At 36.6% G+C, this 16,023-nt stretch carries 13 protein-coding genes; 9 read left to right on the plus strand and 4 right to left on the minus strand.

Annotation, left to right across the window (positions count from 1 at the left end; all coding sequences use genetic code 11):
* Nucleotide 1 precedes the first annotated feature (1 nt).
* From AWV75_RS10765 to AWV75_RS10800, 8 genes are all read left to right on the plus strand, one after another.
* Nucleotides 2-3,679: a 1-acyl-sn-glycerol-3-phosphate acyltransferase gene (locus AWV75_RS10765; RefSeq protein WP_060874368.1), complete on the plus strand. Its 3,678-nt coding sequence runs from the start codon at nt 2-4 to the stop codon at nt 3,677-3,679.
* Nucleotides 3,669-5,207 (plus strand): phytoene desaturase family protein, encoded by a 1,539-nt coding sequence (locus AWV75_RS10770; RefSeq protein WP_060874369.1) that lies wholly within the window; start codon nt 3,669-3,671, stop codon nt 5,205-5,207. Before AWV75_RS10765 ends, AWV75_RS10770 begins: the two co-directional genes overlap by 11 nt.
* Complete coding sequence (locus tag AWV75_RS10775; RefSeq protein ID WP_060874370.1) at nt 5,188-6,855, plus strand: C45 family autoproteolytic acyltransferase/hydolase; 1,668 nt, start codon at nt 5,188-5,190, stop codon at nt 6,853-6,855. The genes AWV75_RS10770 and AWV75_RS10775 overlap by 20 nt, the downstream gene beginning before the upstream one ends.
* The gene (locus AWV75_RS10780; protein WP_060874371.1) at nt 6,846-8,144 is read left to right on the plus strand and encodes a phenylacetate--CoA ligase family protein; all 1,299 of its coding nucleotides are present in this window, start codon (nt 6,846-6,848) and stop codon (nt 8,142-8,144) included. The genes AWV75_RS10775 and AWV75_RS10780 overlap by 10 nt, the downstream gene beginning before the upstream one ends.
* Nucleotides 8,145-8,246: 102 nt before the next feature.
* Nucleotides 8,247-9,758, plus strand: a complete 1,512-nt coding sequence (gene gltX, locus AWV75_RS10785; protein WP_060874372.1) for a glutamate--tRNA ligase — start codon at nt 8,247-8,249, stop codon at nt 9,756-9,758.
* Nucleotides 9,759-9,835: 77 nt separating this feature from the next.
* On the plus strand, nt 9,836-10,351 hold the full coding sequence (locus AWV75_RS10790; protein ID WP_060874373.1) for a hypothetical protein: 516 nt from the start codon (nt 9,836-9,838) through the stop codon (nt 10,349-10,351).
* Nucleotides 10,352-10,430: 79 nt separating this feature from the next.
* On the plus strand, nt 10,431-11,393 hold the full coding sequence (locus AWV75_RS10795) for a lipocalin family protein (RefSeq protein WP_060874374.1): 963 nt from the start codon (nt 10,431-10,433) through the stop codon (nt 11,391-11,393).
* 63 nt (nt 11,394-11,456) lie between these two features.
* The gene (locus AWV75_RS10800; RefSeq protein WP_060874375.1) at nt 11,457-12,389 is read left to right on the plus strand and encodes an SPFH domain-containing protein; all 933 of its coding nucleotides are present in this window, start codon (nt 11,457-11,459) and stop codon (nt 12,387-12,389) included.
* A gap of 317 nt (nt 12,390-12,706) precedes the next feature.
* Here AWV75_RS10800 and AWV75_RS10805 read toward each other — a convergent pair whose 3' ends face one another.
* The 4 genes from AWV75_RS10805 to AWV75_RS10820 form a co-directional block, all read right to left on the minus strand.
* Entirely contained in the window at nt 12,707-12,952 is a 246-nt protein-coding gene (locus tag AWV75_RS10805) for a DUF6327 family protein (protein ID WP_060874376.1), read from the minus strand.
* A gap of 21 nt (nt 12,953-12,973) precedes the next feature.
* Nucleotides 12,974-13,324: a phage holin family protein gene (locus AWV75_RS10810; protein WP_060874377.1), complete on the minus strand. Its 351-nt coding sequence runs from the start codon at nt 13,322-13,324 to the stop codon at nt 12,974-12,976.
* Between the two features lie 21 nt (nt 13,325-13,345).
* The gene (locus AWV75_RS10815; protein WP_060874378.1) at nt 13,346-13,687 is read right to left on the minus strand and encodes a YtxH domain-containing protein; all 342 of its coding nucleotides are present in this window, start codon (nt 13,685-13,687) and stop codon (nt 13,346-13,348) included.
* A 106-nt stretch (nt 13,688-13,793) separates the two neighbouring features.
* Nucleotides 13,794-15,476 carry a glutamine--tRNA ligase/YqeY domain fusion protein gene (locus tag AWV75_RS10820; protein WP_060874379.1) on the minus strand — a complete coding sequence of 561 codons (1,683 nt, stop codon included), beginning with the start codon at nt 15,474-15,476 and terminating at the stop codon, nt 13,794-13,796.
* Between the two features lie 129 nt (nt 15,477-15,605).
* Here AWV75_RS10820 and folB point away from each other — a divergent pair, with 129 nt between their 5' ends.
* Entirely contained in the window at nt 15,606-15,962 is a 357-nt protein-coding gene (gene folB, locus AWV75_RS10825; protein ID WP_060874380.1) for a dihydroneopterin aldolase, read from the plus strand.
* The last annotated feature ends 61 nt before the right edge of the window (nt 15,963-16,023 follow it).

The following is a 16,023-nucleotide window of genomic DNA, read 5'->3' on the forward strand; positions in this document are numbered from 1 at the left end:
AATGGCAAATTGGTTTTATAAAATATATCAATGGGGAGAGAAAAATAAGTTGTTATTTTTCATCAGCGTTGTGCTGTTTATCAGCTGTATGGCCTTTGGAGCATGGAATATTAAATTTGAAGAGGATATTACGCGTATATTACCCAAAAGTGAAAAGTCCAATGTAACAGCAAAAGTATTGGAACAATTGCGCTTTTCGGATAAGATCACCGTCATCATTGAAAAACAAAAAGGAGGCACAACGGATGATATGGTTGCATTGGCATCCAATTTGTTTGATACTTTAGCAACAAAAGAAGCTTATATTAAACATATCCAAGGTAAAATTGAAGATGATAATATCAATGAAACGATTGCTTTTGTCTACCAAAATTTACCGTTATTTTTGGATGAAGCTGATTATCGAGAATTAGAGCAAAAAATACAACTTGACAGCATCGCTCAAACCGTAGAAGCCAACTATAAAACCTTAGTTTCGCCAACGAGTTTAGTCGCCAAGCAATTCATCCAAAAGGATCCTTTTGGCATAGGTTTTATCGCCTTAAAGAAACTGCAAAAACTAAATATTGGCGATGGGTTTCAATTAATCGATGGCTTTTTATTCAACAAAGAAGAGGATAAATTGTTGTTGTTTATTGATCCCGTTTACAGTGGGAGTGATACCGCACACAATACCGATTTTATCGCCTTTTTAAACGGAATAAAAGAAGAATTTAACCACAAACAAGACGAAGTTACGATAGATTATTTTGGTGCTTCTTTTGTAGCCGTTGCCAATGCAACGCAAATTAAAAGCGATATTCAGCAAACTGTAGCAATCTCAATTACCGTTTTGATGCTTTTGCTCATTGCCTTTTATAGACGAATAACAATTCCAGTTATTCTTTTTATTCCCACTTTTATTAGCGCTTTAGTTGCCTTGTTCTTCTTGTATTTTATGACCGATACGATTTCGGCTATTTCATTGAGTATTGGCGCAATATTAATTGGAATTACCATTGACTATGCCTTGCATATCATGACACATTATAAACATTGTAATGATATCAAGCAACTATATCAAGAAATTACAAATCCTATTATGATGAGTGCCTCTACAACAGCCATTGCCTTTTTATGCTTGGTTTTTGTACACTCTGAAGCATTGAGAGATTTAGGTGTTTTTGCCTCCATTACGGTAATGGGAGCAGGAATCATATCGCTTTTATTGATTCCTCATTTATACAAACCTTCAGAGAAAGACCGACTCAATCAGTCCAACTCTCTTTTAGATAAAATAGCTCATTTTCCTTTTGACCAAAGCAAAGTACTTCTAGGGCTGTGTGCTTTAATTGTAATTATCAGTCTATTTACGTTTAAAAACGTCAAATTTAATAGCGATTTATCTTCGTTAAATTACTTCCCAGAAGAATTAAAACAAGCGGAACAAAAACTAGAATCTACGGTTGATAGTGGTTCAAAATCCCTGTATTTAACGTGTTTTGGAGAGGATCTCGAACAAGTCGTGGAGCAAAATGTGGCTTTGGCAAAGCAATTAGAACAAGCCAAAGCGAAAGGAGAAATTTTACACTTTAGTTCTTTGGGTGATTTTGTACTATCTACCCAACAACAACGAGCAAAAATTGCCCAATGGGAGCATTTCTGGTCGAAAAAGAACGCCAACCAATTCATGGAACGATTCAATCAAGAAGGAGCAAAATACGGTTTTAATGAAACAGCCTATCAGCCCTTTTTTGCCCTGTTGAAGAACACGTTTGAACCCATAGGAATTAAAGATTATTCAGCCTTAAATCCAGAAATTATAGATGAATTTTTAATCGAAAAAAACGGACATTATACCCTGAGTACAGTGGTAAAATTACCAGAAGAGCACAGACAAGCCTTCATGGAAAACTTTCCTTCTTCTGATCATTTTATTGTGATTGATCGAAAAGAGATGAATGAAACGTTTTTAGGTAATATTGTCAACGATTTTAATGATCTAATCAACTATTCCTTTTTGGCAGTATTTGCTATTTTATGGCTGTTCTTTAAAAGAATTGAATTAGTTATTGTCTCTATGATTCCCATCGTTATTACAGGATTAATAACAGCAGGTTTGATGGGATTATTCCATATTGAATTCAATATTTTCAGTACAATTGTATGTACCATTATTTTTGGACAAGGAGTTGATTTTACTATTTTCATTACCAATGCCCTCCAAAAAGAGTATACCACTGGAGAAGAAAGTATGCCAACGTATCGCGCTTCCATTATTTTAGCCGTATTGACTACTTTATTGGCTGTTGGAACACTTGTATTTGCAAAACATCCAGCTTTGAAATCTATTTCGTTTGTTTCCATTATTGGGATGAGTGTTGCAGCAATCAATGCCTTTGTAATTTACCCACGTCTGTTTAAAATATGCTTTGTCAATAGACAACAGAGGGGTAATTCGCCAATTACTTTGCGTTTGCTGTTACACAGCATGGTGTCTTTCCTATACTTTGGGGTATTTGGATTTTTGTATTCTATGGTGTCTAAAGTATTCCTACTCTTAGCTCCAGGTAAAGAGCGAACCAAATTACGCATGTTCAGCAAAGGGATGCATTGGTACATGACCTCAGTTTTGTATCTCAATGCTTTTGTACGTAAAAAAGTACGAAACCCACACAATGAAACCTTTGAAAAACCCGCAATCATAATTGCCAATCACACCTCTTTTTTAGATTCGTTAGTGATGGGCATGGTTTATCCCAATGTTGTATATCTCGTAAATGATTGGGTGTATAAATCCCCTATCTTCGGAAAGGCTATTCAATCCGCAGGTTTTTATCGCGTTTCTGAAGGCGTGGACAACAGCATTGATCACCTAAAGAAAAGAGTAGAAATGGGCTTTTCCTTAATGATTTTTCCTGAAGGTACCCGTTCATCGTCCAATGCGGTGCAACGCTTCCATAAAGGAGCTTTTTTCTTGGCAGAAACCCTGCAACTAGATGTTGTACCAGTTTATATTCACGGTAATTCAGAAACTATCCCCAAGGGAGATTACATCATCTATGATGGACATATTATAGCCACCGTTGGCAAGCGAATTCAACATAATGATACCTCATTTGGCACTACTTATGCACAGCGAACAAAAGCGATTAGTAAGCATTTTAAAGCTGAATTTGCTCAACTAAGAACAGAACTAGAAGACGTAGATTACTTTAAGAAAAAAATAGGCTGGGCGTATCTATATAAGTTTCCATATGTAGTAAAAGCAGTCAAAGCCGATTATAAACAATACCGTAACCTTTACTTTGAAGTAAATCAACATGTTCCCATAGAAGGAGGTATCCATCATCTTGCGGATGATTATGGACAATTGAATCTGTTATTGACCTTACAACAAAGCAAGCGAAAAATTTACAGCTATATTGCAGATAAAGAACACCGTGATGTAGCTAATACACTTTATATCGTTAAGAAAAGAAAGATCCATTACGTAGATACTTTAGAAGTACAAAGCAAGTGTGATACACTCCTAGTAAGTAGTGCAAACACAACTTTAACCCCTGAATTTATGGCACATTATCAGACGATTGTGATAATGAAAAAAGAAGGAGTACGGATAGAAACGTATGAAGGATTTACAAAAATAAGTGAAGACAACTATGTTGTCGTTTGGAATAAGAGACAAGATGGGAAATAAATATGATGTAGTCATTATTGGAAGTGGAATTGGTGGATTGGCCTCTGCTGTTATTCTTGCAAAAGAAGGCAAGAAAGTATGTGTATTGGAAAAAAATAACCAATATGGAGGTAATTTACAGACATTCTCGAGAGAGAAATCCATTTTTGATACGGGCGTACACTATATTGGTGGATTAGAGAAAGGACAGAATCTATACAAGTACTTTTCTTATTTGGGTATTATGGATAAGCTAAAATTGAAGCAAATGGACCTCAACGGATATGATTTGATTTCTTTTGGCGATGACATGATCCAATATCCCCACGGACAAGGATATGAAAACTTTGTACAGCAATTATTGGTTCATTTTCCTGAAGAAGAATCAGCTTTGCGTCAATACATGGAGAAAATCCAAGCAATTTGCAATAGCTTTCCGATGTATAATTTAGAACAAGGAACAGGCTATAACGATCAAATTGTATCTTATAAATTATGCGACTTCTTAGATGAAATTACGACCAATGAACGCTTAAAAGCGGTGTTGGTAGGATCAAATTTTCTCTACGTAGCCAACAAAGAAAAGACCCCCCTATATGTACATGCGTTGACTGTGAATTCTTATATTCAAAGTGCTTGGCGCTGTATCAATGGCGGAAGTCAAATCAGTAAATTGCTCATTGCCGAATTAAAAAAATATGGTGGTGAGGTTTATAAAAATACAGAAGTAGTTGACTTTGCATTTGATGGAGAGCGAATTACGAGTTGTAAAACCAAAGAAGGCAAAATCTTTATAGGCGAACAATTCATCTCCAATATCAATTTGAAACAGACCATTCGAATGGTTGGACCCAATCATTTTTCGAAACCTTTTGTCAAGCGAATCATGAGTTTGGAAGAAGTAACATCTGTTTTTTCATTGTATATTGTCTTTAAAAAAGACCAATTTCCATATCATAACAACAATATTTACCATTATAACAGTACAGCAGATATTTGGGATACCAATGGAAAATGCAATGCAAGTTGGCCCAATTTAGTCGTTGCCTCGATGAATGCAAATAAGACGGAACAAACATTTGCAGATAGCATGACAGCAATGACGTATATGGATTTCTCAGAAGTAGAACGATGGGAACAAACCTATAATGTTTCTACAATTAAATCCTTAACACAACGCGAGGAGTCATATGAACTGTTTAAGGCTGAAAAGGCTGAATTACTCATTCAAAAGCTCGAAAAAATATACCCCGGCATTCGAGAGGCTATTCAGGGAATATATACTTCCACTCCACTAACCTATCGCGATTTTATCGGATCAGAAAAGGGAAATATGTACGGGTTCATTAAGGATGCGAATAGCCCAATGAAAACGTTTATTTCACCACGTTCTAAAATAGGTAACCTATTCTTCAGTGGACAAAATGTGCGTATGCACGGGATTATGGGGGTAACAATCGGTGCTTTTGTTACTTGTATGGAAATGATTGATCGAGAAGTATTAACCCAAAAATTAAATCAATATCGAGATGACGCCATACATACATAGAATCACAGGGTTAATTCTACTGGCTGTATTGGTTGCGAATTGTGGAATTAAAAAGGGACTGAAAGACTTCCCTCCTATTGAAAAATACGACACAATTGTGCCTCTATTGTCGTATGATACCGATACGTTGAAAATTACAACACAAGCCTATTTGTATCAAAATAAACAAAAGCTTTGGGAACTCTATGTACAAGGAGATCCCTATCAAATTGGACTGCAAATGGGTGCCTTGACACAAAAACTATATCAAAAGCAAGAAACCGTTTTTTTTGCTAAAGTAGAGGAATTTGTACCTTCTGCTTTCAAACAAAAGATGTTAGTCAAAATGCTTAAATTTTACAACAGACATCTGTATCGCTATATCCCTGAAGAGTTTAAAACTGAGATTTACGGTGTATCTCAGTATGCCACGGATCGCTTCGCTTATTTAGGGGATGCCTATCATCGAAACCTGTATTTGCACGGTGCACACGATATTGGGCATGCGTTTCAAGATCTAGCCCTTGTTGGCTGTTCTTCTTTGGCTGTTTGGGGAGAGCATTCGGAAGATGGAGGATTGCTTATTGGGCGTAACTTTGATTTTTATGCAGGAGATGAATTCGCAGAAAACAAAATTATCGCTTTTGTCAAACCCAATCAAGGACATGCGTTTATGTCTGTGACTTGGGGAGGTATGACAGGGGTTGTCTCAGGTATGAATCAAGAAGGATTAACCGTGACGTTAAACGCAGGAAAATCGGCCATACCTCTAAAAGCAAAAACGCCTATTTCTGTTGTGGCACGTGAAATTCTGCAGTATGCCTCAACAATTGACGAAGCAATCGCTATTGCCCAAAAGAAAGAAGTTTTCGTTTCTGAATCGATTTTAGTGGGAAGTGCTAACGATCAAAAAGCCGTTATTATTGAAATAGCACCTAAAAATTTTGGCGTATATGATATGCCTAATGTATCCTCGGTGATCTGTTCCAATCACTTCCAAAGCGAAGCTTTTGCTAAGGATAAACGCAACCTCAAACAAATTGAAGAAAGTCATTCGCAATACCGCTGGGAGAAAATAAAGGAAATCGTGGACGAGGAACACCAATTGTCCCCGTTAAAGATGGCGCATTTACTGCGTAATACGGAAGGATTAGACAACAAAGCATTAGGATATGGGAACGAAAAAGCTTTAAATCAACTCCTTGCCCATCACGGTATTATTTTTCAACCTGAAAAGCGTCTGGTTTGGGTATCTTCAAATCCCTACCAATTAGGGGAATTCGTAGCTTATGACCTCAATACTGTTTTTTCGAATACCTTTGAAGAAGTGCATTCGTATGCTATTGATAGTCTAACGATTGCTGAGGATCCATTTATACACACCAAGGCGTATGCAGATTATGAAGCATTCAGAAAAGAAAATCGCGTGATAGAGCAGCAAATAAAGCATAATGAAAAAATAGAGGCAGCAACACTTAAAGCCTATCAGCAATTGAATCCTGAGTACTGGTTGGTTTATTACCGCTCAGGTGTATATTACTACAACCAAAAAGAATATCAATTGGCCAAAGAAGCTTTTGAACAAGCCTTGACCAAAGAAGTGACAACGGTGAATGCCGAAAAAGAAATAAAAAAATACCTCAAAAAAATAAATAGAAAATGGAACTAAATTCGTCAGTAATGAATCAATCAGTTGATGAGATAAAACATTTTCAAGAGCAAAAACTCAGAGAAGTGTTGCGTTATGTCAGTCAACATTCGCCTTTTTATAAGCAATTGTACCAAGAGCAACACGTTGATCTTTCAGCCATCCAAACCCTGGAAGACCTCTCTTTATTGCCGTTAATTACCAAAGACGATTTGCAGAGAAATAACGATGATTTCTTTTGTGTGGACAAAACGCAAATCATTGATTATGCCACTACATCAGGGACATTAGGAGATCCTGTAACCTTTGGGTTAACCGATAAAGATTTAGATCGATTGGCTTTTAACGAAGCCACTTCTTTTACCATTGCAGGTGTTCAAAAAGGAGATACGGTGCAACTCATGACGACCATTGATCGCCGATTTATGGCAGGATTGGCTTATTTTTTAGGTTTGCGTAAATTAGGGGCTGGCGTTATTCGTGTTGGTGCTGGAATTCCACAATTGCAATGGGATTCTATTCTAAAATACCAACCGAAATACTTGATTGGAGTACCGTCCTTCCTACTAAAACTCATTGATTATGCGGAAAAAGTAGGAATTGATTATAAAAATAGCAGTGTGCAAGGTGTGATATGCATTGGAGAAGCGCTGCGTACAGCAGATTTGCAGCCTAGTATTTTGGCGAATCGAATTTTGGAGAAATGGCCGTTGGAGTTATTTTCTACCTATGCTTCCACAGAAATGGGAGCCGCTTTTACAGAATGCCACTTGCATCAAGGAGGCCATGTGATTCCAGAATTAATTATAACTGAAATTGTAGATGAGGCCAATATACCCGTACAAGAAGGGGAACTAGGAGAGTTAGTTATTACAACGCTTGGTGTCGAAGGTATACCGTTGGTGCGATTTAAAACAGGTGATATGGTGCGAAAGCATACAACACCCTGTTTATGTGGGCGCAATTCTTATCGCTTAGGGCCTGTAGAAGGACGTAAAAAGCACATGATTAAATACAAAGGGACCACGTTTTATCCCCCCGCGATTCACGATATACTAAATGCCTTTAAATCCATTCAAATGCATTTGGTAGAGGTGAAAACCAATGATATTGGAACAGATGAAATTGTCATTCGATTGGTGAGTACCGATACCTCAGACGAATACATGAAGCAAATTAAAGATACGTTTCGCGCTAAATTAAGGGTAACCCCACAGGTCGTATTTGAAGAAATAGAGGTTTTACAGCCCATTATTTTTAATGCATTAAGCAGAAAACCCATCACGTTTATTGATAAACGCGTACAGTAAAACCCCAAAAGAAAGTTTTAAATTTTATAAATGATTTTAAAGGCATTACAACTTTATAAAAACGATAGTTGTAGTATCTTTGTAAAAATATAATGAATCAAAATGGCTAATCAAGTTCGCGTGCGTTTTGCACCTAGTCCTACAGGACCTTTACACATTGGTGGTGTTAGAACAGCATTATTTAATTATTTATTTGCTAAACAGAATAACGGTGTTTTCTATGTGAGAATTGAGGATACAGATCAAAATAGATTTGTTCCTGGAGCAGAAGCCTATATTTTAGAAGCATTGGAATGGTTGGGTATTTCTCCTGATGAAACAATGGGAAAAAACGAAAAGTTTGGACCTTATAGACAAAGTGAACGCAAAGCATTATACCAACAATACGCAGACCAACTGATTCAAACAGGATGGGCGTATTATGCTTTTGATACAGCAGAAGAATTAGACGAATTGCGTAAAAAAGCAGAAGAAGCTGGGCAAACGTTTATCTATAATCACAGCAACAGAGAACAATTAAAAACGTCTTTGAACCTGTCAAAAGAAGAAGTAGATCAGTTAATTGCTTCTGATGTACCTTATGTCATTCGCTTCAAAACACCAGTAGGTGAAACCTTGTTGTTGAATGATCTTATCCGTGGGGATATTAAGTTTGAAACAAATTTATTAGACGATAAAGTATTATTTAAGAGCGACGGAATGCCAACGTATCACTTGGCGAATATCGTAGACGACCATTTAATGGAAACTTCACACGTAATTCGCGGAGAAGAATGGTTGCCATCTCTTCCATTACACGAATTGCTATATAAAGCATTCGGATGGGAAGCTCCTAAATTTGCACACTTGCCATTAATCTTGAAACCAGTAGGAAATGGTAAATTGTCTAAACGCGATGGTGATAAATTGGGATTCCCTGTGTTTCCATTAGATTGGCAAGACCCTATTTCAGGTGAGAAATCATCAGGATACCGCGAAAAAGGATTCTATCCAGAAACCGTACTTAACTTTTTAGCATTATTGGGATGGAATGATGGTACTGATCAGGAAATTTTCTCTTTAGAAGAGCTAGTAGCAAAATTTGATCTAGGACGCGTGCATAAGGCTGGTGCGAAGTTTGACCCAGAAAAAAATAAATGGTTCAACCAGCACTATTTAAAACAGCAAAAAGACACAGATCTAGCGCAATCTTTCCAAGTAATCTTAAAAGAAAAGGGAATTGAAGCAACGGATGCCTATGTAGAACAAGTGGTAGCTTTAATCAAAGAACGTGCAACCTTCGTTTCTGATTTCTTTGAATTGAGCGATTTCTTTTTCCAAGCACCCTCAGCGTATGATCCAAAAGCATTAAAGAATTGGAAAGAAGACACCGCTGATTTGATGCAACAAGTGGCTCAAGTCATTGAGAACATAACTAGTTTCGAAGCGCTTGCAATTGAAAAAGAAGTGAAAGATTGGATCAATGAACAAGGTATCGGTATGGGGAAAGTCATGCAGCCACTACGCGTATGTGTTGTGGGGGAATTGAAAGGACCAGATTTATTTCAAATCATCGAATTGATCGGAAAAGAGGAAACGCTAAAGCGAATCAAGCAAGCAATTGCAACAATATAAAAAGAAAGAGAGCTAGATTGTTAGCTCTCTTTTTTGTTAAAAATAATGCGTAATTTTAAGGACATAAATCATATGAAATGAAAAAATTGATGGCTATTTTGACCGTGATACTGCTGTTTGGAACAGCGTGCTCAAAGGAAGAGGATAACACAGCAGAGCGAGCAGAAAAAGAGTGGACGAAATTCATTCAGAAACACCTTGTTGGTGAATGGAAGCCCGAATCTATTGAGGTGAAACCCTTGTTGGGGGCTGTGTTACTTGAGAAAAAATACGAGAATTTACAACCAGTAGGCACCCAAGATATCCTGACGTTAAATCAAGATTATACAGGACAGTTCCATACGTTCCTTGCACAAGGAACAAGGAAAACTATTTCCTTCAAATGGTATCATAAATTAGATGAATTAGGGGTAATACTAGAAGATAAACGCGAATTTAAAAGTATAATCCTAGATAAATCAGAAGAGAAACTTCAAGTCTCTCTCCCGCTACAAATGGTAATGGATGATTTAAAGGCTTATTTACCCGAATTAGAAGATATAGAAGCAAGTGAAAGAGGACTTTTGTTTGTTCACCTCACGTTTGTTAAATAAATAACATTTTTACGTTAATTTAATTTTAAATAATAAAGATAATAAGTTGTATATTTGAGGGTTAACTAAAAATGATTTTATGAAAAAAGTAGTTTTAACCTTTTCATTAGCAGCACTTGTCCTAGCAGGAACCGTTTCTTGTAGTAGTGATGATAATAGTTCAGAGCAACAACAAAAACAAACCTTGGTGTTAGCTTCTGCTAATGGTACAGACGTAACAGTGAATGAAGAAGTTACTTTTGTAGTAACCGTAGGTACAGAAGTAATTAAAGATGTTCAAATTGAAGTAAACGGTAAGGCAGCGAAGAATCCATATGCTTTTACTGAAGCGGGAACATATAAAGTAGTGGCCAAGAAAAATGGCTATAATGCAAGTAATGAGATTACTATTACAGTTTCTGAAGTTGGGATTGCTAAAATGATGACTTTAGCTGTAGATCATGATACTATCTCGGTTGGTGAAGCGGTTGCGTTTACTGTAACAGAAGGAAACCAAGCCGTTACAGGAGCTGAATTGTTTATGGGAGATACTAAAATTACAAGTCCATATACTTTTACACAAGCAGGAGAATTTACTGTCATAGCAAAAAAACAAGGCTATGTGGATAGTAATCGCGTAACAATCAAAGTAAAAGAAGTCGTAGATGAAAGACCTATTGTAGGCACATGGATTCCTGTTAATGTGGTAGTGACGGGCGTGGTGGATATGCCATACCCTAAAAAGGAAAATTGCGAGGATGATACCTTGACATTTAATAGTAATCAAACCGTTAAATTTGATTATCACGATGATAGTTGTGCGGTAGAGTCAACTGGTGCTACCTGGTCTTTGAATGAGGCAGGTACGGTGCTAAATATGAGTTTATTTGGACAAACAATGACGGTAGATGTAGTTACAAATTCGGCTAGTAAATTAATTATCAAGGCGAAAGGCGATCAATTTGCAGCATTGATTCCAATTTTAGTTCCTGATTTAGCTGGTAGTATTCCTCCAGAATTTTTAGCGTTTGTAACAGTACAATTAGAATTGAATAAATTATAAGAAGAAAATCTCCAGCAATGGAGATTTTTTTGTATTTTAACGTACGAATAAATAAATTTTGTTATGTATTTAATATTTCTTGTACCCGTATTGATTATTTTATTTTTGAGCTTCTTTACGGTTAAACAACAATCTTCTGCGATTGTAGAGCGTTTTGGTAAGTTCAAAAGTATTCGCCATTCGGGTTTACAGTTGAAAATACCTGTAGTTGATCGTATTTCGGGCGTAGTCAATTTGCGTATTCAGCAATTGGATGTGATGATTGAAACAAAAACAAAAGACAATGTTTTTGTCAAATTAAAAGTAGCTGTTCAATTTAAAGTGATTGCGGATCGCGTTTATGATGCTTTCTATAAATTAGAATATCCGCATGACCAAATTACGTCCTATGTATTTGATGTAGTTCGCGCAGAAGTGCCGAAGTTAATTTTGGATGATGTTTTCGAAAGAAAAGACAATATTGCAATAGCTGTTAAACGCGAATTGAATGAAGCGATGACCACCTATGGCTATGATATTATCAATACGTTGATTACAGATATTGACCCAGATATTCAAGTGAAAAATGCAATGAATCGAATCAATGCTGCCGATCGTGAAAAAGTAGCCGCGGAGTATGAAGCAGAGGCAAGTCGAATTCGAATTGTAGCGAAAGCAAAGGCTGAAGCTGAATCAAAGCGCTTACAAGGACAAGGAATTGCAGATCAACGCCGTGAGATTGCTCAAGGATTGGTAGAAAGTGTGGATGTATTAAATAAAGTGGGGATTAACTCTCAAGAGGCTTCTGCCCTGATTGTGGTAACGCAACACTATGATACACTACAAGCAGTCGGAGCAGATTCTAAATCGAATTTAATCTTATTGCCCAATTCACCTACTGCAGCAAGTGATATGTTAACCAATATGGTTACTTCTTTTGCAGCGAGTGCAAAAGTATCTGAAATGAACGCAGGAGCACCATCTAAGCCTTCTAAGAAAGATAATACACACGAATAGTATTAGTATAGCAAATAAAAATAAAAGGCCTTTAAAGGCTTTGTTTTAGATAAAAAAATCAATGAAGAGCCTAAACAAGACAAGCTTGAGTGAATGAATCGCTCAAGCTTGTTTTTGTATCAGGTGATTTGCCCTAAGCAGGTGAAGCATGGCGTGCATGTAACGCTATCAAAACAAAAGAAACAGACCGAGCGAACTGAATGGGTCTAAGAAGAAATGAAAAAGGTAATAGAAGCGGATCTTCTGTATTAAAAGATCTACTCCTATTACCTTTTTCTATAGGATAACTTGAATGCTATCAGTTGTGATTAGCTGTGTTATTTTCTAAACTTTCGAATGACATACTTCAGGATAGACGTAACGAGTAAAGTTTGTATACCACCAGAGTTTCGCAATAGAGATCCAGCCGAACCCAGCGTATTTTTAATTAAATTTTGCGGGGCCGTTTCTTCTTTTAATTCGTCAAAAGCCAAATTAATTTTTTGATAATGAATCTCCCTTTCAATACGTAAAATCTGTAAATCTTGATTAATTTGCTCAAAGGAGGAATAACTCTTTCTCATAGTAGTGTAATATTTACGGTCTTACTCATTAAAAATAGCCTCTGAAAGCTTTTTAATTAGGGGTCTATCGACAATATATTTTCGAAAAGTAAAGACAACAATGCTAATTAATAAATAAAATAATCCAACATAGAGGAAACCAAGGGATGGACTCTCCACTTGCTCGCCAATAGCGATTGCTGCAAATAAAGAAACAAAAAATAGCGAAAGTAGAAAGAAGACACCTACAGCAAATACAGTCATGAAAATGATTGCAGTTTTTGCCGTAATCTTAAGCCCCCACAAACGGAAATAGTCCATACTCGTATTGAGGTATTGTTCCGAATGCTCTTTTATTTCGTTAATGTTGTTTTTGATTTCTTGGAATGCCATGCTTCAGTTGTTATAAACGGATTATTTTTTTGCGCTTTCTGCCAATTCTTTTCCTTGCTTTTTAAGCTCAGCTAATTTATGCTCTAAAGCAGAAATTACCTCATCTCTTTTTTTGCCAGCTGAATTGATGAAATCCTCAATACCATCTTCGATGCTATTTGATTTTCGATCGACAACACTGCGCACTTGTTTTTTTAAATCATCAATTCTGTGTGAAAGCTCATCTTTCGACTCGTCAAACGATCTTCTAATTTTTTTTCTCGTTTTCTTTCCTTCATCAGGAGCGAACAGTATTCCAATACCTACTCCTATTGCTGCTCCAGCTACTAAAGCTGCTAATGTACTACCTAAACGATCTGACATAATAATTATATTTTATGGTTATCTCATAAAGTTAATAAAAAAAGGCGCTTTTAACAGTTAATATAACGTTAAAAACACCTTTTTTCAATTTTATTACTAAAAAATATTAGTTCTGATCTAATTTAGCCCATGTATCTCTAAGCCCTACAGTTTTGTTAAATACAAGGTGGTTAGCTGTGCTATCTTTATCTACACAGAAGTATCCCATGCGTTGAAATTGGAATTTATCGCCTTCTTTCGCTTCTTGTAAACTAGGTTCCAAATACCCTTTGATTACCGATAATGAATTTGGATTGATGAAGGCTAAGAAGTCAACTTCTTTATTTCCATCTGGGTTTTCATTGGTAAATAAACGATCGTATATGCGAATCTCTGCTTCCACTGCATGTGGAATAGAAACCCAGTGAATCGTTCCTTTTACTTTTCGCTTACTCGCCTCTGTTCCACTTCCACTTTTACTGTCTGGATCATAGGTTACGTGAATCTCCGTGATATTGCCTTCTTCATCTTTGATTACACTTTCTCCTTTGATGATATAAGCATTTTTAAGACGTACTTCTTTGCCTAATGTTAAACGGAAGAATTTGCTATTTGCTTCTTCTTTAAAGTCTTCTCGCTCGATGTATAATTCTCTTGAAAAAGGAACTGTTCTGAACGTCATTACTTCTTCTTCCGGGTTGTTTTCCGCATCTAACCATTCTTCTTGCCCTTCAGGATAGTTTGTAATAACTAATTTTACTGGATCAAGAACTGCCATTACACGTGGAGCGATTTTGTTTAAATCCTCGCGAACACAGAATTCCAACAACGAAACATCAATTAAGTTGTCGCGTTTTGCAATTCCAATTGTATCAGCATAGTTACGGATTGAAGCTGGTGTATAACCTCTTCTTCTCAAACCTGAAATGGTAGACATTCTCGGGTCATCCCATCCTGTAACATGGCCTTCAGCCACTAGTTTCGCTAATTTACGCTTACTTACAACGGTATGAGATAAGTTTCTACGCGCAAATTCGCGTTGTTTTGGACGGATATGCTCCTCTTCTACTACTTGATCTAAGAACCAATCATATAATTCTCTGTGTGGTAAAAATTCAAGCGTACAGAATGAATGGGAAATACTTTCTAAGTAATCACTTTCTCCATGTGCCCAATCGTACATTGGATAAATACACCAATCGTTTTGCGTTCGGTGGTGTGCTTTATTGATGATGCGGTACATAATAGGATCACGCATCAACATATTGGTATGTGCCATATCAATCTTAGCACGTAAAATATGAGTTCCTTCTGCAAATTCTCCTTTTTTCATTCGTTCGAATAAATCAAGGTTCTCTTCTACACTGCGATCTCTATATGGGCTATTTACCCCTGGCACTGTTGGTGTTCCTTTTTGTTGGGCCATCTCTTCTGAAGTTTGACTATCTACATAAGCCTTCCCTTCTTGAATCATGCGTACTGCCCAATCGTATAATTGCTGGAAATAATCCGATGCATAAACTTCATTTGCCCATTGATATCCTAGCCATTCTACATCGTATTTGATTGCGTCAACAAATTCCTGTTCTTCTTTTGAGGGATTTGTATCGTCAAAACGCAAGTTTACTGGCGCATTGTACTTTAATCCCAATCCAAAGTTTAAACAAATAGAACTCGCATGACCTACGTGTAAATAACCATTAGGCTCAGGCGGAAAACGGAAATGTAGTTTTTCTGTTGGCAAACCATTTTTTAAATCTTCTTCAATGATTTGCTCAATAAAATTTAATGATTTCTCTTTTGTTGACATGGATATAAATATTATAACTACAAAGGTATCAAAAAACTATAGAAGTTTGAAGTATTTTACCTAGACAAAAGAGGATATCTAACTAAAAATAGTCGTAATTTTAGCTTTTAATCTATAAAGAAGGATATCATGGGGATTATTAGGCTCAACAATATCAGAACATTTTCGTTCCATGGCTGTATGCCAGAAGAAGCAAAAATCGGGTCAGAATACCGTGTAGATGTAACGGCTGCAGGGAATTTTAGAGATGCTGCAGCGACGGATCAGTTAGTATATGCGGTTGACTATGTACAGTTGAATCAAATTGTGAAAGAAGAAATGGACAAGCGTTCTAATTTATTGGAGACGGTTGTACAGCGTATTATAGACCGCATACTGTTAGAAATAAAGCTCGTTGAGAAAGTAACAGTGGCTGTTTCAAAAATTAATCCACCAATTGGCGGAGATGTAGAATACGTAACAGTTGAAATGCAGGGAGTTAGATAGTTTTCATTGCATTGGACACAAAAAACTCGCTAAATAGGTTTTTAAATTTAAAAAATAGTAG

The organism is Myroides odoratus, from assembly GCF_001549985.1.
Lineage (GTDB): Bacteria > Bacteroidota > Bacteroidia > Flavobacteriales > Flavobacteriaceae > Flavobacterium > Flavobacterium odoratum_A.

Bases quoted from the DNA above. Each gene is read 5' to 3' on its own strand.
- folB (WP_060874380.1), top strand. From the start codon at position 15,606: ATGGGGATTATTAGGCTCAACAATATCAGAACATTTTCGTTCCATGGC.
- AWV75_RS10815 (WP_060874378.1), bottom strand. From the start codon at position 13,687: ATGTCAGATCGTTTAGGTAGTACATTAGCAGCTTTAGTAGCTGGAGCA.
- AWV75_RS10800 (WP_060874375.1), top strand. From the start codon at position 11,457: ATGTATTTAATATTTCTTGTACCCGTATTGATTATTTTATTTTTGAGC.
- AWV75_RS10775 (WP_060874370.1), top strand. From the start codon at position 5,188: ATGACGCCATACATACATAGAATCACAGGGTTAATTCTACTGGCTGTA.
- AWV75_RS10810 (WP_060874377.1), bottom strand. From the start codon at position 13,324: ATGGCATTCCAAGAAATCAAAAACAACATTAACGAAATAAAAGAGCAT.
- AWV75_RS10765 (WP_060874368.1), top strand. From the start codon at position 2: ATGGCAAATTGGTTTTATAAAATATATCAATGGGGAGAGAAAAATAAG.
- AWV75_RS10805 (WP_060874376.1), bottom strand. From the start codon at position 12,952: ATGAGAAAGAGTTATTCCTCCTTTGAGCAAATTAATCAAGATTTACAG.
- AWV75_RS10790 (WP_060874373.1), top strand. From the start codon at position 9,836: ATGAAAAAATTGATGGCTATTTTGACCGTGATACTGCTGTTTGGAACA.
- AWV75_RS10780 (WP_060874371.1), top strand. From the start codon at position 6,846: ATGGAACTAAATTCGTCAGTAATGAATCAATCAGTTGATGAGATAAAA.
- AWV75_RS10770 (WP_060874369.1), top strand. From the start codon at position 3,669: ATGGGAAATAAATATGATGTAGTCATTATTGGAAGTGGAATTGGTGGA.
- AWV75_RS10820 (WP_060874379.1), bottom strand. From the start codon at position 15,476: ATGTCAACAAAAGAGAAATCATTAAATTTTATTGAGCAAATCATTGAA.
- gltX (WP_060874372.1), top strand. From the start codon at position 8,247: ATGGCTAATCAAGTTCGCGTGCGTTTTGCACCTAGTCCTACAGGACCT.
- AWV75_RS10795 (WP_060874374.1), top strand. From the start codon at position 10,431: ATGAAAAAAGTAGTTTTAACCTTTTCATTAGCAGCACTTGTCCTAGCA.